This window comes from Lelliottia sp. GFLA7, from assembly GCF_056490165.1.
The window spans coordinates 381,028-402,359 of the sequence record NZ_JBWLAQ010000002.1 but is presented as its reverse complement, the minus strand read 5'-3'; the positions used below and the strand labels follow the sequence as shown (position 1 = coordinate 402,359).

Annotated in this window: 23 protein-coding genes and 3 tRNA genes; 24 read left to right on the top strand and 2 right to left on the bottom strand. The window is 51.2% G+C overall.

The features are described 5' to 3' along the window. Positions 1–54 precede the first annotated feature (54 nt). From AC07RN_RS07450 to sdiA, 17 genes are all read left to right on the top strand, one after another. Positions 55–1,215, top strand: a complete 1,161-nt coding sequence (locus tag AC07RN_RS07450; protein WP_015959521.1) for a DegT/DnrJ/EryC1/StrS family aminotransferase — start codon at positions 55–57, stop codon at positions 1,213–1,215. Continuing rightward, positions 1,212–1,850 carry an acetyltransferase gene (locus tag AC07RN_RS07445; RefSeq protein ID WP_478336002.1) on the top strand — a complete coding sequence of 213 codons (639 nt, stop codon included), beginning with the start codon at positions 1,212–1,214 and terminating at the stop codon, positions 1,848–1,850. Before AC07RN_RS07450 ends, AC07RN_RS07445 begins: the two co-directional genes overlap by 4 nt. A gap of 24 nt (positions 1,851–1,874) precedes the next feature. Beyond that, entirely contained in the window at positions 1,875–2,114 is a 240-nt protein-coding gene (locus AC07RN_RS07440; protein ID WP_478336001.1) for an acyl carrier protein, read from the top strand. Positions 2,115–2,131: 17 nt separating this feature from the next. Next, positions 2,132–2,878, top strand: coding sequence for an SDR family NAD(P)-dependent oxidoreductase (locus tag AC07RN_RS07435; RefSeq protein ID WP_478336000.1), 747 nt, complete (start codon positions 2,132–2,134; stop codon positions 2,876–2,878). 10 nt (positions 2,879–2,888) lie between these two features. After that, entirely contained in the window at positions 2,889–3,632 is a 744-nt protein-coding gene (locus AC07RN_RS07430; protein WP_478335999.1) for an SDR family NAD(P)-dependent oxidoreductase, read from the top strand. Then, positions 3,629–4,438, top strand: coding sequence for a transketolase (locus AC07RN_RS07425; protein ID WP_478335998.1), 810 nt, complete (start codon positions 3,629–3,631; stop codon positions 4,436–4,438). The genes AC07RN_RS07430 and AC07RN_RS07425 overlap by 4 nt, the downstream gene beginning before the upstream one ends. Next, complete coding sequence (locus AC07RN_RS07420) at positions 4,435–5,403, top strand: transketolase family protein (protein ID WP_478335997.1); 969 nt, start codon at positions 4,435–4,437, stop codon at positions 5,401–5,403. The genes AC07RN_RS07425 and AC07RN_RS07420 overlap by 4 nt, the downstream gene beginning before the upstream one ends. Continuing rightward, a complete protein-coding gene (locus AC07RN_RS07415; protein ID WP_478335996.1) occupies positions 5,400–6,782 on the top strand; it encodes an AMP-binding protein in 1,383 nt (460 codons plus the stop codon). Before AC07RN_RS07420 ends, AC07RN_RS07415 begins: the two co-directional genes overlap by 4 nt. Beyond that, complete coding sequence (locus tag AC07RN_RS07410) at positions 6,775–7,857, top strand: LuxE/PaaK family acyltransferase (protein ID WP_478335995.1); 1,083 nt, start codon at positions 6,775–6,777, stop codon at positions 7,855–7,857. Before AC07RN_RS07415 ends, AC07RN_RS07410 begins: the two co-directional genes overlap by 8 nt. Beyond that, positions 7,841–9,046, top strand: a complete 1,206-nt coding sequence (locus tag AC07RN_RS07405) for an acyl-CoA reductase (protein WP_478335994.1) — start codon at positions 7,841–7,843, stop codon at positions 9,044–9,046. Before AC07RN_RS07410 ends, AC07RN_RS07405 begins: the two co-directional genes overlap by 17 nt. 127 nt (positions 9,047–9,173) lie before the next feature. Continuing rightward, complete coding sequence (locus tag AC07RN_RS07400; RefSeq protein ID WP_015959511.1) at positions 9,174–9,893, top strand: RNA polymerase sigma factor FliA; 720 nt, start codon at positions 9,174–9,176, stop codon at positions 9,891–9,893. 54 nt (positions 9,894–9,947) lie between these two features. Further along, positions 9,948–10,499 carry a flagella biosynthesis regulatory protein FliZ gene (gene fliZ / locus AC07RN_RS07395; protein WP_015959510.1) on the top strand — a complete coding sequence of 184 codons (552 nt, stop codon included), beginning with the start codon at positions 9,948–9,950 and terminating at the stop codon, positions 10,497–10,499. A gap of 85 nt (positions 10,500–10,584) precedes the next feature. Then, positions 10,585–11,385 (top strand): cystine ABC transporter substrate-binding protein, encoded by an 801-nt coding sequence (gene tcyJ, locus AC07RN_RS07390; protein WP_235133567.1) that lies wholly within the window; start codon positions 10,585–10,587, stop codon positions 11,383–11,385. 106 nt (positions 11,386–11,491) lie between these two features. Beyond that, positions 11,492–12,478, top strand: coding sequence for a D-cysteine desulfhydrase (gene dcyD, locus AC07RN_RS07385; protein WP_041689448.1), 987 nt, complete (start codon positions 11,492–11,494; stop codon positions 12,476–12,478). Between the two features lie 19 nt (positions 12,479–12,497). Then, positions 12,498–13,166: a cystine ABC transporter permease gene (tcyL, locus tag AC07RN_RS07380; RefSeq protein ID WP_015959507.1), complete on the top strand. Its 669-nt coding sequence runs from the start codon at positions 12,498–12,500 to the stop codon at positions 13,164–13,166. Further along, positions 13,163–13,915, top strand: coding sequence for an L-cystine ABC transporter ATP-binding protein TcyN (tcyN, locus tag AC07RN_RS07375; protein ID WP_478335993.1), 753 nt, complete (start codon positions 13,163–13,165; stop codon positions 13,913–13,915). The genes tcyL and tcyN overlap by 4 nt, the downstream gene beginning before the upstream one ends. 222 nt (positions 13,916–14,137) lie before the next feature. After that, a complete protein-coding gene (gene sdiA, locus AC07RN_RS07370) occupies positions 14,138–14,860 on the top strand; it encodes a quorum-sensing transcriptional regulator SdiA (RefSeq protein ID WP_015959505.1) in 723 nt (240 codons plus the stop codon). Positions 14,861–14,926: 66 nt separating this feature from the next. Here the strand turns inward: sdiA and AC07RN_RS07365 are convergent, their stop codons facing one another. Together AC07RN_RS07365 and AC07RN_RS07360 are read right to left on the bottom strand one after the other, a co-directional pair. Beyond that, a complete protein-coding gene (locus AC07RN_RS07365; RefSeq protein WP_015959504.1) occupies positions 14,927–15,151 on the bottom strand; it encodes a DUF2594 family protein in 225 nt (74 codons plus the stop codon). After that, complete coding sequence (locus AC07RN_RS07360; RefSeq protein ID WP_419181542.1) at positions 15,138–15,218, bottom strand: hypothetical protein; 81 nt, start codon at positions 15,216–15,218, stop codon at positions 15,138–15,140. The genes AC07RN_RS07365 and AC07RN_RS07360 overlap by 14 nt, the downstream gene beginning before the upstream one ends. Positions 15,219–15,618: 400 nt before the next feature. Between AC07RN_RS07360 and uvrY the strand changes: the two genes are divergently transcribed. The 7 genes from uvrY (at position 15,619) to cspE (ending at position 20,999) form a co-directional block, all read left to right on the top strand. Further along, the gene (uvrY, locus tag AC07RN_RS07355; RefSeq protein WP_015959503.1) at positions 15,619–16,275 is read left to right on the top strand and encodes a UvrY/SirA/GacA family response regulator transcription factor; all 657 of its coding nucleotides are present in this window, start codon (positions 15,619–15,621) and stop codon (positions 16,273–16,275) included. Next, entirely contained in the window at positions 16,272–18,104 is a 1,833-nt protein-coding gene (gene uvrC, locus AC07RN_RS07350; RefSeq protein WP_478335992.1) for an excinuclease ABC subunit UvrC, read from the top strand. Before uvrY ends, uvrC begins: the two co-directional genes overlap by 4 nt. 55 nt (positions 18,105–18,159) lie before the next feature. After that, on the top strand, positions 18,160–18,708 hold the full coding sequence (gene pgsA / locus AC07RN_RS07345) for a CDP-diacylglycerol--glycerol-3-phosphate 3-phosphatidyltransferase (protein ID WP_015959501.1): 549 nt from the start codon (positions 18,160–18,162) through the stop codon (positions 18,706–18,708). Between the two features lie 152 nt (positions 18,709–18,860). Continuing rightward, a tRNA-Gly gene (locus AC07RN_RS07340) sits at positions 18,861–18,936 on the top strand. Positions 18,937–18,982: 46 nt separating this feature from the next. After that, positions 18,983–19,056 (top strand) — tRNA-Cys (locus AC07RN_RS07335). A gap of 12 nt (positions 19,057–19,068) precedes the next feature. Next, positions 19,069–19,154 (top strand) — tRNA-Leu (locus AC07RN_RS07330). Between the two features lie 1,632 nt (positions 19,155–20,786). Beyond that, positions 20,787–20,999, top strand: a complete 213-nt coding sequence (gene cspE, locus AC07RN_RS07325) for a transcription antiterminator/RNA stability regulator CspE (RefSeq protein ID WP_015959500.1) — start codon at positions 20,787–20,789, stop codon at positions 20,997–20,999. The last annotated feature ends 333 nt before the right edge of the window (positions 21,000–21,332 follow it).

Here is a 21,332-nt window from a genome sequence, read left to right as displayed (position 1 = left end):
GGCGGAGTTGTTCCGTTCGCGAGGGCAAATACAGTTTCATTATGAAGGTGCGCTATGAAAAACAATGTTTACGTCACGAGCCCGCTGCTTCCGCCGCTGGAGGAATTTATTCCTTACCTGGAGCAAATCTGGGACAACAAGTTTTTAACCAATGGCGGTCAGTTTCACCAGCAGCTTGAAAAGGCGCTGGCGGACTATCTTGGCGTTGAACATTTATGCTTGTTCTCCAACGGCACGCTGGCGTTGCTGACGGCCTTGCAGGCGTTGCGCATAACCGGAGAAGTGATCACTACGCCGTATTCGTTTGTAGCGACTTCCCACTCTTTACTGTGGAACGGCCTTACGCCTGTCTTTGCTGATATTGACCCTATCACCTGCAACATTGATCCGGCAAAGATCGAAAAACTGATCACGCCAGCGACGTCTGCGATTCTTCCGGTGCACTGCTACGGTATACCCTGTGATATTGAGGGTATCCAGAAGATAGCTGGTGCGTGGGGTTTGAAGGTTATCTACGATGCGGCCCACGCGTTCGGCGTGAAACAAAATGGTCAGAGCGTGCTGAACTGCGGCGATCTGTCGATTCTAAGCTTCCACGCCACCAAGGTGTTCAACACCTTTGAAGGCGGGGCGATTATCTGCCCGGATGCCAGAATGAAGCAGCGCATCGACTATCTGAAAAACTTTGGCTTTGCTGATGAGACCACCGTCGTTGCGCCGGGTATCAACGCCAAAATGAACGAGGTTCAGGCGGCATTCGGCCTGGTGCAGCTGCAACACATTGACGGCGCGTTAGCGGCGCGTGCGGACATTTATTCGCGCTACTGCGAACTGCTCAGCGATATCGAAGGCATCGAGGTTTTCCGCGCGCCAGACAACGTAGAATGGAATCACGCCTATTTCCCGATCATCGTCAACGAGGCGTACCCAATCGGCCGTGACCAGCTTTACGACGTGCTGAAAGAGGTGAATATCTACTCACGCCGTTACTTCTATCCGCTGATCAGCTCGTTCTCGATGTATCGCCATCTGCCTTCTGCCAACCCGCAAAATCTGCCGGTGGCCGAAGGCATTTCGCAAAAAATCCTCTGTCTGCCGATTTACCCTGACCTGACGCAAGACGATCAGGATCGCGTGGTGGCGATGATTCGCCAGTACAGCGCAACAGCCGCTAATCAACCGCTGGTGCGCCATGTGGATGGAGAAGTGGCATGAAACTGGGTATTTATGGCGCAGGCGGCCTGGGCCGCGAAGTCTTAATGCTGGCACAGCAGCTGAATCAATCTTCACGCTGGGAAGAGATCTTCTTTATTGATGATGTGACTGACGAAAATGTGGTCTCTGGTGTGCCGGTTCACCGCTTTGCGCTGCTGGATCATCCGTGCACTGAAGTGGTGATCGCCATTGGCGAACCCGCTGCGCGGCAGAAGCTGGCCGAGAAAGTGCTGGCGAAAACCAGCCTGGCGACGTTAATCCACCCCTCCGTTTTTATTCCGCCAGGAACGCATATTGGCGCGGGCGCGATTATCTGCGACCACGCCTTTATCTCCTGCGATGTGTTTATTGCAGAAAACACCTTGATTCAGCCGCACGCGAGTGTCGGTCACGATACGCACGTTGGTGTGCACAGCGTGGTGTCCAGCAACGTGACGCTGGCCGGGCACTGCGTTGTTGGCAAGCGCGTTTTTATCGGAATGAATTCTGCCATTAAAGAAAAAACCACCCTTGGCGATGACGTCATCATCGGCATGGGCAGCGCAGTGTTCAGCGATATCGCTGATGACTCTGTCGCGCTGGGGAATCCAGCGCGCGTGATGCGCAAAAACGATCAAAAGAAAGTATTTAAGTAACTGTTTTATCTGGAGCTATTTGAGATGACTAATTTAGTAAAATACAACGCGATTTTCGTCGAAACCTTTGAAGTGTCAGAAGAAATTCTGCCGACGTATAAATATCAGGATACGCCGTCATGGGATTCCGTGGGCCACATGAGCATGATTGCCGCGCTGGAAGAGACCTTCGACATCATGCTGGACACCGAAGACATTATTGATTTCTCCTCCTGGGAAAAAGGGAAAGAGATCCTCAATAAATATGATGTTGAAGTTGCCTGATTAACGGAGAGGTAAGCATGTTACTGGCCGGGAAAACTGCCGTTGTTACTGGATGCCTGCAGGGAATTGGTAAGGCAACGCTCGTGGCCTTCGCCCGCCAGGGTGCAAACCTGTTTGCCTGCGTTCAGCAGGAAGATGAGGCCTTTTTGGCCTTCATCCGCGATCTCAGCGAAGAACACGGCGTGTCTATCACGCCTGTCAGCTTTGATTTGCTGGATGACGCCTCCATCAAACAAGCTGCGATGACCATTCAAAAAGCCAAACAGCCGATTGATATTCTCGTGAATGTGGCGGGAATTACGCTTGATGCGCTGTTCCCGATGGTCACGCTGGCGCAGATGCAAAAAACCTTCACCATCAATTTCTTCTCGCAGATGGTCTTTACCCAGTATATGACCCGTCTGATGCTGCGTAATAAGCGCGGCAGTATCATCAATATCGCCAGCATTTCTGGCCTGGACGGCAACGTCGGTCAGTTATCGTACTCTGCGTCAAAAGCGGCGATGGTGGCGGCAACGAAAACGCTCTCTGCAGAACTTGCGCCACAGGGGATCCGCGTGAACGCGGTAGCACCCGGCGTGATTCAGACGGCGATGACGGAGAATTTACCGGAATCCGTAATCGCTGAAAAAATGGCGGCAGCGGCCATTTCGCGCCCAGGTCTGGCCGAAGAAGTCGCAAACACACTTTGCTGGTTAGCGTCTGATGCGGCGAGTTACGTCACCGGACAGGTTATTCGCGTTGACGGCGGCATTGGTCATTAAGGAGCGTTGTATGCTGTTAAAAGATAAAAATGTGATTATCACGGGCTGCAAACGTGGTATTGGCCGGGCGATGGTTGAAGCGTTCGCGGCAAACGGTGCCAATATTTATGCCCACGCCCGCAGTGCTGACGATGCTTTTTTAGCCGACATGGCCGAGATTTCTGCGCGTCACGGCGTACAAATTTGGCCGCTCTGTTTTGATCTGACCGATGCGGCCGCGATGAAGCTGGCGGTTAAACAGTTGATGAGCGACAAACGCCCGCTGCATGGTCTGGTCAACAATGCCGGTATTACGCTGAACGCGCTGTTCCAGATGACCACCGAGCAGGCGTTACGCCAGCAGTTTGAGGTCAACTTCTTTGCGCTGTTCAACTTTACCCAGTTGGTGTCAAAGCTGATGACCCGCCAGAAGCAGGGCAGTATCGTCAATATCGCCTCGACGGCCGCGCAGGACGGGAATGCCGGTAAATCCGCGTACGGCGCATCAAAAGCAGCGGTGATTGCCTTAACAGAGTCAATTGCCACAGAGCTGGGTGAAACTGGCATCCGTGCGAATTGCATCGCACCGGGTATTACCGATACCGATATGCTGGCCACGCTGCCTGCGGCCATTATCGAAGCCACGCGCAATCAGACGGATCTGCGTCGTCTGGGTAATCCGTCGAACATCGCCGATGCGGCGGTCTTTTTAGTCTCCGATCTGGCCAGCTACATTACCGGTCAGACAATCCGCGTCGACGGTGGCCTACGATGAAATCGCTCGCTGAACTGCAGCTGGCCGCCCGCCAGATCCGCCGCTCGATCGTTGATGTCGCGTTTCATGCGCCCGTTGACGGAGTGCATCTTGGCTCGGCGCTGTCGATGGTCGATATCGCCACCGTTCTGTATGGATCGGTGATGCGTTATCAGCCGGAGAAAATGGCCGCTCAGGAACGCGATCGCTTTTTATTAAGTAAGGGGCATGCCGCACTGGCGCTCTATACGACACTGCACCATTACGGCGTGCTCAGCGATGAACAGTTGGCGACCTTCGATCATAGCGGCTCGCTCTTTCCGGCATTAACCCCGATGAACCCTGCGCTAGGGATTGATTTCGCGGGTGGATCGCTTGGGCTTGGCGTCGGCTTTGCCAGCGGTATCGCGTGGCATCAGCGCCTCAAGCAACAGCCGTGGCACAGCTACGTGGTGTTGGGCGATGGCGAATGCAATGAAGGATCTATCTGGGAGAGCGCACTTTTTGCGGCCCATCATGGATTAGAGAATCTGACGGCTATCGTTGACGTTAACGGCTATCAGTCGGACATCGCCTGCGAGCAAACGCTAAAAATGAATTTCCCCGCGCTGTGGCAGGCCTGCGGCTGGCACGTCGAAGTGTGCGACGGGCACGATATTCAGGCTCTGCAACAGGCCTTCGCCGCACCTTCCCACAACAAACCAAAAGCGGTTATCGCCACCACCGTGAAAGGGAAGGGGATCTCGTTTATGGAAAATAATAACGCGTTTCACCGCGCTAAACTGTCTGCGGCACAGCACGGTGCTGCGCGGGAGGAACTGGTATGAAGATTTCCGTTTCTCCGGCCGATGTGCGCGCCTGGTCGATGATGGGCACGCGCGGCACCTTTGGTGTGACGCTGCTGAATCTCGCCCAGCAGAATTCAGATATTATCGGCCTGACGGCGGATCTTGGCATTACGTCAGGCATGGAGCGTTTCAGCCACACGTTTCCCGAGCGCTATCTCAACGTGGGCATTGCCGAGCAAAATCTGATTGGCGTGGCGGCGGGGATTGCGTCTCAGGGAAGCATTCCCTTTGCGACGACGTTTGCTAATTTTGCCGCGCTGCGCGCCTGCGAACAAATGCGCCATTACATGGGCTATTTGCAGGGCAACATCAAAGTGGTCGGGCTGGCGTCTGGCTTTGCGATGGGCATGTTTGGTACCACGCACTACGGAATAGAAGATATCGCCACGCTGCGATCAATTCCGAATTTAACCATTCTTTCGCCTGCGGATGCGACTGCGACCGCGCTGCTCACGCTCGCAGCGGCTAAGCTTAACGGTCCCGTTTATCTGCGTCTCACCGGCGGGATGCGCACGCCAATTGTTTATCGTGAAGCGGTTGAATTTGTCCCTGGCAAAGCTAACCTGCTCCGCGAGGGTACAGACGTTGCGCTGGTCGCGACGGGCAGCATGGTTTCGGCTTCGCTGAAGGCGGCAGAATTGCTGGCCGAGCGCGGGATCAGCTGTAGCGTGCTGGATATGTTCACCCTCAAACCGCTGGATACCGACGCGCTGAAAAAACAGCTGGGCTGCAAACTGATGGTCAGTGTTGAAGAACATAGCGTCATCGGCGGTCTTGGCAGCGCCGTCGCCGAGTTTCTGGTGACTCAGCCAACAGCGCCACGTCTGTTAACCATCGGTATTCCGCAGGGTTATGGCCCGGCAGGAGAGTACGTGTGGATGTTGGAGCAAAACGGGCTGACCGCGACGCAGATCGCGGATACGATTCTGGAGACTGGGCTATGACAGCCTTCTGGCAGCTTGAACAGTACGGCGATGCGGTGGCGGTGATCAGCGAGGATGAAACACAGCTGACCTATCGCCAGCTGGCGCAATCGGTCAGCACGCTGGCTGAACAGTTGCCTGCGCGTGCGCTGGTTTTTTGTCTGTGCGATAACAGCCCCGGCGCGCTGATGGGGTATCTGGCCTGCCTGAACGCCCGCGCCGTCCCGCTGATGCTGGACAAAAACATCGCTACGGAACTGCTGCAACAGCTGATGGATATCTACCGTCCAGGTTTTGTCTGGAAGCAAGATGACGCCGAAGCGGGGACGTACCAGCTGCACGATTTACATCAACCCGCACCCGAAATGGACGATGCGCTGGCACTGTTGATTGCCACGTCAGGTTCAACGGGCAGCCCGAAACTGGTGCGCCAGAGCTATCAAAACTTGCTGAGCAACACCCGCAGTATTGTGGATTATCTCAATATCGACAGCCACGAGCGCGCATTTGCCTGGCTGCCGATGAACTACGTGTATGGCCTGTCGATTATCAATACTCATCTGGCGCAAGGCGCCACGCTGCTGTTGACCAACAGCGGGCCGGTTCAACCGACGTTCTGGCGCTTTTTGAAACAGCATGCGGCAACATCGTTATCAGGCGTGCCGTACAGCTGGGAAATTCTCAAAAAACTGCGCTTTACCCGTATGGATCTCCCGTCGTTGAAAACGCTGACCCAGGCCGGGGGCAAATTGCGCCCGGAACTGCAAAGTGAGCTGGCGGCATGGGCCGCGGAAAAGGGGCTACGCTTTTTTGTCATGTACGGCGCAGCCGAAGCCACCTCGCGGATGGGTTTTTTGCCCACAGAACTGTCCAGGGATAATCCCGGCGTGATGGGGATGGCGATCCCTGGCGGTAAATTTGCGCTCGAAGATGAGAGCGGAACGGTAATCACCACAGCCGGACAGCGCGGCGAGCTGATTTATTACGGTGAAAACGTGACGCTCGGTTACGCCACCTGCCGTGAAGATCTGGCAAAAAGTGATGAGCGTCAGGGGCGTCTGGCCACCGGCGATCTGGCAAGCTGCGATGAGAACGGCCTGTACACCATCGTCGGGCGAAAGACGCGTTTTTTGAAAGTGTTCGGCAACCGCGTAGGCCTGGATGAGCTGGAGCATCTGGTACTGAAGGCCTTCCCGGCCACGGAGTGCGTGGCGGTTGGGCGTGACGACAATGTACAGGTGTTTATTACTGACGCCGCACAGACCGAAGCGGTAAAAAGCTATCTTGCGCAAACCTGCCAGCTTCATCATTCCGCCTTTACGGTGAAAGGGATCGACGCGATCCCTAAAAATCCGACAGGCAAGACGCTGTACAGAGCGCTGGAGGCATTGTGTGATTGAGTTTGATGCCTGGCTAGAGCACGGCCCCTACGCATTTGAGCGTCAAGAAAAGCGCGAGCATATGCTGCAACGACTGCGCAAACTGACGGAACATCACCAGCAAAACTGCGAGCCGTATCGCAATATTTTGCAGGGGCTGGGCTGCAATGTGACGCAGCTTGAACAGCCGGAAGACATTCCGTTTTTGCCGGTGTCGCTGTTCAAAACGCTGACGCTTAAAAGCGTGCCGGATGACGCGGTGGTGAAAACCATGACCTCTTCAGGGACGACGGGGCAGGCGGTTTCGCGTATTTTTCTCGATAAGATGACAGCGGCGCGACAGCAGAAAACGCTGGTGCGAATTGTCAGCCATTTCACCGGCGCAGGGCGTTTGCCGATGCTCATTCTCGATACGCCGACGGTGATGAAAGATCGCAATATGTTCTCTGCGCGCGGCGCGGGGATCCTCGGGTTTTCCATGTTCGGCTCCGAGCGGTGCTGGGCATTAACGGATTCGATGGCGCTGGATATCGACGGTATCACCGCGTTTCTGGAGCGCCATCAGGGTAAGCCTATCCTGCTGTTTGGTTTTACCTTTATGGTCTGGCAACATTTTTATCAGGCGCTTAAGGACAGCGGGGTGAAGCTGGATTTAGCGAACGGGATCCTTATCCACGGCGGCGGCTGGAAAAAGCTGCAGTCACAGGCGGTTTCCGCCAGCGCGTTTGCCGATGCGTTGCAGAGCGTGTGCGGCCTGACGAAAATTTATGATTATTATGGCATGGTGGAACAGACCGGCTGCATCTATATGCAGTGCGAGCAAGGCCATCTCCACGCCAGTATTTTCTCGGATGTTATTGTGCGCGATCCCGTGGATCTCTCCCCCTGTGCGCACGGTAAGCCAGGTATTATCCAGGTACTCTCGACGCTCCCGGAATCTTATCCTGGGCATTCGCTGTTAACGGAAGATGAAGGGGTTGTGTTGGGCGAGGATGATTGTCCGTGCGGCAGAGCCGGAAAGTATTTTCGTATTATCGGTCGACTCAAAAATGCAGAAATAAGAGGGTGCAGTGATACCTATGCCGCCGATTTTTAAAACGTTGCGTTATCGGGTAGGCAACGAACAGGTGCTGGAGCAGATGCGCGCCGTTAAGCCGCGTATTCCATTTGATCCGGACGTGATCGCGTTTTTGCAATCCTTCTCAAAAATTTTGCTTACGGAGCCACAGGCACGGACGCACAGCGATGTTATTTCGCTGGCATTCTGGTGTCGGAAAGCGGCACTGGAGCAAATGAAAAATACGCACGCATATAATGAATTATTGCTGGGCAGAGGTGTTGCGTTTCATATTGCGCCGTCAAACGTTGCTGTCAATTTTGCATACTCTTTGTTTGCTGGATTACTGACCGGGAATGCCAACATCGTGCGGTTGCCATCGAAACCCTTTGTCCAGGTCGATATTATTTGTCAGGCACTTAATCAGGCGATTGAACAACATGTTGCGATACGGGAATTGATTTGTCTGGTGCAATATGGGCATGAGCCAGAAATTAATCACGCCCTCTCTGCTATGTGTCAGGCTCGTCTGATTTGGGGGGGCGATAAAACCATCGCATTAATTCGCCAGTCGCCTTTATCTGCGCGTGCAGTAGATATTGCTTTTGCCGATCGCTATTCCATTGCTGTTATTCAGGCTGATGCTTATATCGCCGCCGACAATAAGCAGCGCATTGCGCAAAACTTTTATAACGACACATTATTAACCGATCAACAGGCCTGTACCTCACCAAAATTGGTAGTATGGTTAGGTGAGCAAAAGGCTGAAGCTCGCGCGTTATTCTGGGCTGAATTTGAGACTTATTTACGCGAAAAACCTGCGCCAGAAGCGGTTTCTGTGGTGAAAACGTTGGCTGATTATTGTGAGCGCGCGGCGCTTAGCCCTGAATTAAAATATATCCCATCAGCAACGCGGCATATTTTCAGGGTAGAAGCGGAAAAGGTGACGCAGGACATGCTGGAAAATCATCATGGCAGCGGACTTTTTTATGAGTGGCTGGTCAATGATATTAGTGAAATCGCGCCCGTTTGCGGTGAAAAATGCCAAACCATCGCGACGTTGGGTTTAACAAAAAATAACCTTGAACAGTTTATTCTTAACTGCGCGCCAAAGGGTATTGATCGAATAGTTGCAGTGGGCCAAACGATGGAATTTACACTGCACTGGGATGGCTACGATTTGTTAAAAACATTAACCCGGACAATCACTTTGTCGCCCGGCTATTAGTCGGGCACTCCTCTTTTTTACATTACCCTTCAAATAACCCCTCATTTCACCCACTATTCACCCGATTAAAACCCCTCCAGAATCGGATAATCATGCCGATAACTCAATTAACGCAGGGCTGTTTATCGTGAATACACTCTATACCGCTGATGGTGTAATGGATAAACACTCGCTGTGGCAGCGTTATGTCCCGCTGGTGCGTCACGAAGCATTGCGCCTCCAGGTGCGATTGCCAGCGAGTGTTGAATTGGACGACCTGCTACAGGCGGGCGGTATTGGTCTACTGAATGCAGTGGATCGGTATGACGCTCTGCAAGGAACGGCATTTACGACTTACGCAGTACAGCGTATTCGTGGTGCGATGCTGGACGAACTGCGTAGCCGTGACTGGGTACCGCGAAGTGTTCGCCGCAATGCCCGCGAAGTGGCACATGCTATAGGGCAACTGGAACAAGAGCTGGGACGAAACGCGACAGAAACTGAAGTGGCGGAGCGTCTCGGGATCGCGGTTCAGGATTATCGTCAGATGTTGCTTGATACTAATAACAGCCAGCTCTTCTCTTATGATGAGTGGCGTGAAGAGCATGGCGATAGTGTTGAACTGGTGACTGATGAAAATCAGCACGAAAACCCGTTACACCAATTACTGGAAGGTAATTTACGCCAACGCGTAATGGATGCGATTGAAGCATTGCCTGAACGTGAGCAGTTGGTGTTAACCCTCTATTACCAGGAAGAGCTGAATCTTAAGGAGATCGGCGCGGTTCTGGAAGTGGGGGAGTCCAGGGTGAGCCAGTTGCACAGCCAGGCCATTAAACGCTTACGTACCAAACTGGGTAAGTTATAGGCGAGTCATTCGCCCGAAAAATGCCGCACAACGTATTGACAACCAGGAGTTATCATGACGGTGCAGCAATCTAAAAGACGGCCTTTAAGCCGCTACCTAAAAGACTTTAAACACAGCCAGACTCATTGTGCTCACTGCAATAAGCTGCTTGACCGTATCACGCTGGTTCGTCGTGGCGAAATCGTCAATAAAATTGCGATCTCCCGTCTCGACACCCTGATGGATGAATCCGCGTGGCGTGAAGAGCAGCAGGAGTGGGTCGCTTTGTGTCGTTTTTGTGGCGATCTGCATTGCAAAGAGCAGAGCGACTTTTTCGATATTATCGGCTTCAAACAATTCCTCTTTGAGCAAACCGAGATGAGTCACGGGACCGTGCGCGAATACGTCGTGCGTCTGCGTCGTCTGGGGCAACATCTGACGGTACAAAATATCTCCCGCGATCTGCTGAAAACCGGTTACATGGATGAAAACCTGGAACCGTGGTTGCCTGCAACCAGCACCAATAACTATCGCATCGCGCTGCGTAAATACGCGCAATATAAAGCGCATTTGCCAGGTGCGGTCACGCAGAAAGTCTACGCCGAAGCGACTTCTGATATATATTAAAATTGAATAAGATGTAGCGGACTCGCCTTTGACGCCAAAGGCGAAAGCCTTACACTACTCAAAAAACCACTATATCGGGGTATTTATGAAATTAGCACTTCTGGGTCGTCAGGCGCTGATGGGCGTAATGGCTGTGGCGCTGGTCGCGGGAATGAGCGTGAAAACGTTCGCGGCCGAAGGATTACTGAATAAAGTGAAAGAGCGCGGCACGCTGCTGGTTGGGCTGGAAGGAACCTATCCACCGTTCAGTTTCCAGGGTGACGATGGCAAGCTGACCGGCTTTGAAGTCGAGTTTGCCGAAGAACTGGCGAAACATCTGGGGGTAAAAGCGTCGCTGAAACCCACCAAATGGGACGGCATGTTGGCCTCACTGGATTCCAAACGTATTGATGTGGTGATTAACCAGGTCACCATTTCTGATGAACGTAAAAAGAAATATGATTTCTCAACGCCGTATACCGTGTCAGGTATTCAGGCGCTGGTGAAGAAAGGTAACGAAGGCACGATCAAAACCGCCGCGGACCTGAAAGGTAAAAAAGTGGGTGTCGGTCTCGGGACCAACTACGAAGAGTGGCTGCGCCAGAACGTGCAGGGCGTGGATATCCGCACCTATGATGATGACCCGACTAAATATCAGGATCTGCGCGTGGGCCGTATTGATGCGATCCTGGTCGACCGCCTGGCCGCGCTGGATCTAGTGAAGAAAACCAAAGACACGCTGGCCGTTGCCGGTGAGCCGTTCTCGCGTCAGGAATCTGGCGTTGCCATCCGCAAAGACAACGACGATCTGGTCAAAGCGATCGACGGTGCAATCGCTGAGATGCAAAAAGACGGAACGTTAAAAGCGCTGTCTGAGAAGTGGTTCGGTGCTGACGTCACCAAATAAGTCTTAAATGACAAAAAAAGGCGCTTTTAAAAGCGCCTTTTTTATTTCTGGCGTTCTAGCGTGCATAATAAAAATAATAAACAAAAACAGAGTTACCGGAGGTTCCATGTCACTGCAAAATTTAACGCGCTTTCCGCGCCTCGAGTTTATCGGCGCGCCGACGCCGCTAGAATATTTACCGCGGTTTTCGGATTATTTAGGGCGCGATATCTTTATTAAACGTGACGACGTGACCCCTATGGCCATGGGCGGAAACAAACTGCGTAAGCTGGAGTTTCTGGCGGCTGATGCGCTGCGCGAAGGGGCTGATACCCTGATTACTGCGGGTGCGATTCAGTCCAACCACGTTCGCCAGACGGCGGCGGTGGCCGCAAAACTCGGGCTGAACTGCGTGGCACTGCTGGAAAACCCGATTGGCACGCGTGCGGAAAACTATCTCAGCAACGGAAATCGTCTGCTGCTGGATTTGTTCAACGCGCAGATTGAAATGTGCGACGCATTAACCCATCCCGCAGAACAGCTCGAGGCGCTGGCGACGCGTGTAGAAGCGCAGGGCTTTCGGCCTTATGTGATTCCGGTAGGCGGCTCCAATGCGCTCGGTGCGTTGGGATACGTAGAAAGCGCGCTTGAAATCGCGCAGCAGTGTGAAGGCGCGGTGAGTTTGTCCTCGGTGGTCGTGGCATCGGGTAGCGCGGGAACGCACGCAGGGCTTGCAGTCGGGCTTGAGCAACTGATGCCGGACGTCGAACTCATTGGCGTGACCGTATCGCGTAGCGTGGCGGATCAAAAGCCAAAAGTGTTTGCTTTGCAACAGGCGGTCGCGCAGCAGCTGGAAGTCCCGGCGCAGGCTGAGATTGTGCTGTGGGATGACTATTTTGCGCCTGGCTACGGCACGCCGAATGATGAAGGGCTGGAAGCGATAAAATTGCTGGCACGTCTGGAAGGGATCTTGCTCGATCCGGTTTACACGGGTAAGGCGATGGCGGGCCTGATCGACGGTATTACTCAGAAGCGCTTCAAGGATGAAGGCCCAATTTTGTTTGTGCATACGGGCGGAGCGCCTGCGTTGTTTGCCTATCATCCTCACGTCTAAAAGCAGGTCGAAAACGATAATGCAAGAAAGTATTCAGCTGGTTATTGATTCGCTACCGTACCTGCTCAAGGGCGCTGTGTTTACGCTGCAGCTCAGTCTGGGTGGGATGTTCTTTGGCTTAGTGCTGGGCTTTATTCTGGCGCTGATGCGCATGTCGCCGGTTCTGCCGGTGCGTTGGCTGGCGCGCTTTTACATCTCCGTATTTCGCGGTACGCCGCTCATCGCCCAGCTGTTTATGATTTATTACGGCCTGCCACAGTTTGGTATTGAGCTGGATCCTATCCCGGCGGCGATGATTGGCCTGTCGCTGAATACGGCGGCGTATACCTCTGAGACGCTGCGTGCCGCAATTTCATCCATTGATAAAGGCCAGTGGGAAGCGGCGGCCAGTATCGGGATGACCCCGTGGCAAACGCTGCGTCGCGCCATTTTGCCCCAGGCCGCACGCGTGGCGCTCCCGCCGCTGAGCAACAGTTTTATCAGTCTGGTAAAAGATACCTCCCTCGCCGCGACGATTCAGGTGCCGGAGTTGTTCCGTCAGGCACAGCTGATTACGTCGCGCACGCTGGAAGTTTTCACCATGTATCTGGCCGCTTCTCTGATTTACTGGGTGATGGCAACCGTATTGTCCGCACTGCAAAACTATTTTGAAAATCAGCTTAATCGTCAGGAGCGAGATCCGAAATGAGTGCAATTGACGTCAAAAACCTGACGAAAAAATTCCACGGGCAAACTGTCCTTCACGGCATTGACCTTGAAGTGCAGGAGGGCGAAGTGGTGGCGATTATCGGGCCGAGTGGTTCTGGTAAAACCACGCTGCTGCGCAGTATTAATTTGCTGGAGCATCCAGAGGGCGGAACCATTCGTGTGGGTGATATCACCATTGATACCGCGAAGTCGCTTGGGCAGCAGAAAACGTTGATTCGCCATCTGCGCCAGCATGTCGGTTTTGTGTTCCAGAGTTTTAACCTGTTCCCCCATCGCACGGTGATGGAGAACATTATCGAAGGGCCGGTCATCGTAAAGGGTGAGCCTAAAGACGAGGCGATTCAACGCGCCCGCGAACTGTTGGCAAAAGTTGGGCTGTCCGGGAAGGAGACCAGCTACCCGCGTCGTCTGTCGGGCGGTCAGCAGCAGCGCGTGGCGATTGCCCGTGCGCTGGCGATGCGACCCGATGTTATTTTGTTCGACGAACCAACATCGGCGCTCGATCCCGAGCTGGTAGGGGAAGTGCTGAACACCATTCGCCAACTCGCGCAGGAGAAGCGAACGCTGGTGATTGTCACGCATGAGATGAGCTTTGCCCGGGACGTGGCAGACAGAGCAATCTTTATGGATCAGGGGCGTATTGTGGAGCAGGGGCCAGCAGAAGAATTGTTTACCAATCCCCAACAGCCGCGTACGCGTCAGTTCCTCGAGAAGTTTCTGACGAAATAGTCCGCTTTACTCAATTTGCTCCAGAAAACCAATCTGGAGCAAAATATTCCCCCATTGTCCGTAATTGGAGGTGTTTTTATTCTGCTTCTTGGTTTCAAACCCCGCTTAAACGCAACTAATTCTCAATTGGGGCGATATTTTATACATATAAATAAGTTTTATGTGTTACGTTATATTCACCATAATAATGATTAGTTTTTTCAGGGGTTTTATTCGGTAAGTATGAGGGAAACAGACTTTTTTACATGGCGACGGAATTGCTTCCTGCGATTCCAGGAGATGGGCTCTGCCGATGAAGTGTATGAAGAACTTCAACGACAAACTCAGGCACTTGAATTCGATTATTACTCACTCTGTGTCAGGCATCCGGTTCCATTCACGCGTCCTAAAATATCCATTCATTCAAGCTATCCGGCGGAATGGATTTCGCAATATCAGTCAGAAAATTATTACGCTATTGATCCGGTATTAAAGCGTGAGAATTTCTTGCAGGGGCATCTTCCCTGGACTGACGCGTTATTTGCGGATGCGCAGGCATTATGGGACGGCGCGCGCGACCACGGTCTGCGCAAGGGCATTACACAATGTTTGATGTTGCCCAATCATGCGCTGGGCTTTCTCTCGGTTTCTCGCACCAGTCAGTTTGGTAAAATGATGGACAGCGATGAAATAGAATTGCGCCTGCAAGTGTTGGTGCAAATGGCGCTGACCACCTTGCTGCGATTTGAGCATGAAATGGTGATGCCACCTGAGATGAAATTCAGCAAGCGTGAAAAGGAAATTCTTAAGTGGACGGCGGAAGGAAAAACGTCGGCTGAAATCGCGATTATTCTTTCGATCTCAGAAAATACGGTGAATTTTCATCAGAAGAATATGCAGAAGAAATTTAATGCGCCGAATAAAACGCAGATTGCTTGCTACGCGGCGGCGACCGGTTTCATCTGACCACAATATTGTTCTGCGTGCCAGACACGAAGACGGCTGAATGCATTGCGTTCAGCCGTTTCTTTTTTACTGACGGTAAGCCTGTTTAATTTGCTTAACTGTGCCAGCATATACGTCAGCCTGGCTTTGATCTTCCATCTGCGCGATTTGTCTTTCCATCTTAATGATCACACGGCCTGCATCGGCCTGACCCATTGCCTGAAGCATAAGAGTCAACAGTGCTTTCAGACAGGATACTTCCTGCGCCAGTTCTTGGTTATTTTCCGCGGTGGCGAATTCAGGTGTGCTCATGGATATTCCTCATTACAAAACTGCGCTGTAGCGCGACGATGAAAGTTAAGGCGGCGGAGTATACCATAAGCCAGAGGAAAAAAAGCAGTGGTTGTTTTTTGAGCATTCTGTCGTTTTGTTTATTCGGGTAAACTAGGGTTAAGTATAATTGCTGTCGTGTTTAAATATCCCTTAATTGTTTAGACTTGGTTTGGCTGCTGTTAATTATTGTTACAAAAATATATCTTCTGTTTTTTGCGCTTCCTGCCGTGTTTATTTTTTGTAACTTTTTGAATGCAGGTGCTTAAAAAGGGCAAAGAACGCCATTAAGACAGGGTTCTTCTTTCCACTTGCTGTACAGACTAATTTCCAAAAAAGAGAACGGAATCGTACTGCACCTTTTTAACGTTTTAAACTTGGGAGGAAAACCGTTAATATAAACCAATTAGCAGTCAGTCGCGTTATCCCTATTTCTGGAGACATTTCCTTTGATCAACGTCCTTCTTGTTGATGACCACGAACTCGTGCGCGCAGGGATACGTCGCATACTTGAAGATATAAAGGGTATTAAAGTGGCCGGAGAAGCCTGCTGCGGTGAAGACGCCGTGAAGTGGTGCCGAAGCAACTCTGCCGATGTGGTGCTTATGGACATGAATATGCCCGGCATCGGTGGGCTTGAAGCCACGCGCAAAATCGCCCGCGCCTTCGTTGATACCAAAGTCATCATGCTGACCGTGCATACCGAAAACCCCTTGCCCGCGAAAGTGATGCAGGCTGGCGCAGCCGGTTATCTCACTAAAGGCGCTGCGCCGCAGGAAGTGGTGAATGCCATTCGCTCCGTGTATGCCGGACAGCGCTATATCGCTTCGGATATCGCTCAACAGATGGCGTTGAGCCAGATTGAGCCGGAAAAGACGGGTTCACCGTTTGCCAGTTTGTCTGAGCGCGAATTGCAGATTATGCTGATGATCACCAAAGGCCAAAAGGTGAATGAGATTTCGGAGCAACTGAATCTTAGCCCGAAAACGGTGAACAGCTACCGCTATCGTATGTTCAGTAAACTGAACATTCATGGCGATGTCGAACTCACTCACCTGGCTATTCGTCATGGTCTGTGTAATACAGAGACCCTAACCAGTCAGTGAGTGATGTGTTCGATTCTAAATCTTTCCTGAAAACCGTGACCAGCCAGCCAGGCGTATACCGTATGTACGACGCTGGCGAAACGGTTATCTATGTCGGTAAGGCGAAGGACCTCAAAAAGCGCCTTTCCAGTTATTTTCGCAATAACCTGGCCTCACGTAAGACTGAAGCGCTGGTTGCGCAAATTCAGCAGATCGATGTCACCGTCACCCATACGGAGACGGAAGCACTCCTGCTTGAGCATAACTACATCAAGCTGTATCAGCCTCGCTACAACGTCTTATTGCGTGACGACAAGTCTTATCCTTTTATCTTCCTGAGTGGCGACACCCATCCGCGCCTGGCCATGCACCGTGGTGCTAAGCATGCGAAAGGGGAGTATTTCGGTCCTTTCCCAAACGGCTATGCGGTACGTGAAACGCTAGCGCTGCTGCAAAAAATCTTCCCGGTTCGCCAGTGCGAAAACAGCGTTTATCGCAACCGCTCTCGGCCATGTCTGCAATATCAGATTGGGCGTTGTCTTGGCCCGTGTGTGGCAGGTCTGGTCAGCGAAGAGGAATACGCGCAGCAGGTTGAATATGTGCGCTTGTTCCTGGCCGGTAAGGACGATCAGGTCCTGACGCAGCTGATTGAACGCATGGAAAAGGCCAGTCAGTCGCTGGCGTTTGAAGAAGCAGCGCGCATTCGGGATCAGATACAGGCTGTGCGTCGCGTGACGGAAAAACAGTTCGTTTCTAATAATGGCGACGATCTGGATGTTATAGGTGTCTCTTTCGATGCCGGGCTGGCCTGCGTACATGTTCTGTTTATTCGCCAGGGCAAGGTCCTGGGTAGCCGTAGCTATTTCCCAAAAGTGCCGGGTGGCACTGAATTAGGCGAAGTGGTGGAGACTTTTGTTGGCCAGTTCTACCTGCAGGGCAGCCAGATGCGCACGTTGCCGTCGGAAATTCTGCTCGACTTTAATCTGAATGATAAAACCCTTCTGGCAGACTCGCTTTCTGAGCTGGCAGGCCGGCGGGTCAACGTCCAGACCAAACCTCGAGGCGACCGTGCACGCTATCTGAAGCTCGCTCGTACTAATGCGGCGACCGCGCTGACCACCAAACTTTCTCAGCAATCGACTATTCATCAGCGCTTACTCGCCCTGGCGACGTTGTTGAAATTGCCAGAAGTGAAGCGCATGGAGTGTTTTGACATTAGCCACACCATGGGCGAGCAAACTGTCGCCTCTTGCGTGGTGTTCGACGCTAATGGACCGCTGCGCGCGGAATATCGTCGCTATAATATTACGGGCATCACGCCTGGCGATGATTACGCAGCAATGAATCAGGTGCTGCGTCGTCGCTACGGAAAAGCGATTGAAGAGAGCAAAATCCCTGACGTCATTATTATTGATGGTGGGAAAGGGCAGCTGGGTCAGGCGAAACAGGTTTTTGCGGAGCTAGACGTGCCGTGGGATAAGCATCATCCGCTGATGCTGGGAGTGGCGAAAGGGACTGACCGTAAAGCGGGTCTGGAAACGTTATTCTTTGAGCCTGAAGGTGAGGGATTCAACCTCCCGCCAGATTCTCCTGCTTTGCATGTCATCCAGCATATCCGCGATGAGTCGCACGATCATGCTATCGGTGGACACCGCAAAAAACGGGCGAAAGTGAAAAATACCAGTACACTTGAAACGATCGAAGGCGTTGGGCCAAAACGTCGACAAATGTTGTTGAAATACATGGGGGGATTGCAAGGATTACTCAACGCGAGCGTGGAGGAAATTGCAAAAGTGCCAGGTATTTCGCAAGGGCTGGCAGAAAAGATCTACTACTCGTTGAAACATTGAGGGCTCTGTAGCAACATAGAGCTAAATTTACTGACAACAGACAGTTACCGTCATTATGCGATTTAATATCCCTACGTTGCTTACGCTTTTTCGCGTCGTACTTATCCCATTCTTTGTTCTGGCATTTTACCTGCCGTTCACCTGGGCACCTTTCGCATGTGCATTCATTTTTCTTATCGCCGCGGTGACGGATTGGTTTGATGGTTATCTGGCGCGTCGCTGGAATCAGAGTACGCGTTTTGGTGCGTTCCTCGATCCGGTTGCGGATAAAGTGATGGTCGCCATCGCGATGGTGCTGGTGGCGGAGCATTACCATACCTGGTGGGTGACGCTGCCTGCTGCCACCATGATCGGCCGTGAAATCATTATCTCTGCACTGCGTGAGTGGATGGCTGAGCTGGGTAAACGCAGCAGCGTTGCGGTTTCCTGGATCGGCAAAGTGAAAACGACCGCCCAGATGGCTTCGCTGGTGTGGATGCTCTGGCGTCCAAATGCGTGGGTTGAGTGGGCAGGGATTGGTCTGCTGTGGGTTGCCGCCGTCTTGACGCTGTGGTCGATGCTGCAATATCTGAACGCCTCACGCGGCGATTTGCTTGAACAGTGATCGTTTCGACGCAAATTTCAGCAAACGATCCTGGGAAGCAAAAATTAACGTTGACTCAAACCGTCATATAAGTAGAATGCAACGCATCGAACGGCGGTACGCTTAGCCAGTCGGTAGTAAAATCAAGTGATTAGCATAATGACTTGATGATTGCGGGAATAGCTCAGTTGGTAGAGCACGACCTTGCCAAGGTCGGGGTCGCGAGTTCGAGTCTCGTTTCCCGCTCCAAATTATAAGTATCGGCAATAGCGGGTGCTCAGTAAAAAGATTCAAAGGCGCGTTAGCAAAGCGGTTATGTAGCGGATTGCAAATCCGTCTAGTCCGGTTCGACTCCGGAACGCGCCTCCAATTTCTTCCCGAGCCCGGATGGTGGAATCGGTAGACACAAGGGATTTAAAATCCCTCGGCCATAGGCTGTGCGAGTTCAAGTCTCGCTCCGGGTACCATGGGAAAAAAGCAGAATAATCAAAGCAATAAGCAGTGTCGTGAAACCACCGAAAGGTGGTTTTTTTGTGCCTGGAAATCGCGTTCCGCCATTTGTTTTCACCATAAGGCGAGGGAATCACTGCCCAAACCACCTGCACGATAGACAATTTCTTGTTGTATCTTTCTGAGGCTAATTACGCCGCGCAGATACGAAGGTAATGCCGCATTCACTGCGACTTCCCGGCGAAACCCAAAGGACGCATGACCCGCTTCGCTGATCTTTTACTGCAAAATCGACAGATTAAATCAGCAGTTATCAGCCAATGAAATTCAGCGTGGAAAATAGTTGAGCTTGTTTTATGTTAAAAGATAATGGATGAGTGACCATAAAATATACACAGTGAATGCAACCTTTATCACTTTGAATGGGTATCTTACATGGCGCCACTTGTGGCGTTCTCTGGCGTTGGCTTCAGAGATTGACGCTTCTACACTTGGTTTCTTTTTCCTTCTTTTCCGCAGTTCATCAAAGCCCCAAAATAAAAGAAGAATTACGACCCCTATTTTAAGAAGTACCGAGCTGTCTATACTGAAATGTGTTTCCCAGTTCCAGTTTATATTGTTCATCCCTTCTGACCTTTTACTTTTTTGCTTGACCACAGTGATTTATAACAAGTTAAGTTGTTTTTATCCATATAAATAGAATGGGTATAGTGCATGGTCATAATCATGCCTCATGTGTGTGCTAATCATGTCAGGCCCGAGTTGGGTGGTGATGTATCCTTCTCTCTCACAACGGCCCTAGGGCATAGCAGGAGTGGTTCAGCCACTATTGCTGTTAATAAAAACATGTTTTAAAAAACAGTATTGACCTCAAATCTTAAATGAGTAAATTAGTACTCAACGGCACAATGAAAGTCGTTAGTAAATAGTATGAAGTACTGGGTTAAGCCATTTTGCTTTACGGGCCACGAAGTTTGTTGTTTGGGATGTAGTTTGCTTTCAGGCCTCGTAGTGTTTGTGCTGGTTCGCGAAATGGTAGTGATAGCGCGACGATGTAAGGCCTTGTTTTTGTTGTTAGTGTCGGTGGTTTCGCTTGTTGATGGTAACCGTATCGGCAAAGGGCAACGCATCAAAGAGTATATGTCGCGAGAGGGGATGTGCTTGTTCAAGTTGCTACGCTTAGATCTTATAAGCGCAGGCAGGTATATAACGAGATAAATAGAGGGAGGTTTATAGTATTAACGCCCAATATTATCTGTAGTAAGTAAACGGGTACATTTAAAAGCAGTATCAATAGCAGTATCACTCTATTAAGTCCATTAATGTCAAATCTGAAGTCTGTAGTACCTTAAAAGCCCTGGCTGCAATGGTCAGGGCTTTTAAGATTACTCCCTTTTAGAATTGTAAATTTTCCCAACAAATCACTGACAAAAGTAACCTTGATTATTATCCCATAAGAGTCCAACATGCCTCATCGGTTTGGCATACAGACCTTATGAAAGCAGTTTTAGTAAAGCAGTCCTCATTTCAAGCGATATCCTTTGATACTCTTATGCATGAGCCTCCTCCTAAGTGCCCAATAAGTCCTCATCTGCAAGCAGGCCATGTTCGCCGCCACGTGTGGCTCAAGAAAATTTAAGGAAATATCTATGTCTAACAAAATGACTGGTTTAGTAAAATGGTTTAACTCTGAAAAAGGCTTCGGCTTCATTACCCCAGCCGATGGTAGCAAAGATGTATTCGTACATTTTTCTGCTATTCAGAGCAGCGATTACAAAACGCTGGATGAAGGACAGAAGGTTGAGTTCTCGATTGAGAATGGTGCCAAAGGTCCGGCAGCTGCTAACGTTACCGCGCTTTAATAGCTGATAACGCCATGAACACTTATAACAGCGATGATGGCTTCAGCCTGAGCCGATAAGTGAACGTGATAAAAAACCCGCCTTGAGCGGGTTTTTTACGTTTAAGGCATGGCATATAACAGAAGATGAGCGTCGTTTTACTTCAACTGCTGGAGTGAAAAAACGAAACCAAATAGTGCAAATCCAACGATGGTGGCAAAAAGAAAGCCGATTAGAAATTTCCAACCCAATAACCTATCCTCCCTACGTCAGTTTGATAAGCTAGAAAGATAATAATATTGATTATTCACAGGTCAACCGGTGTAGGTGTTTTCCAGAATAAGCTGTCATGAG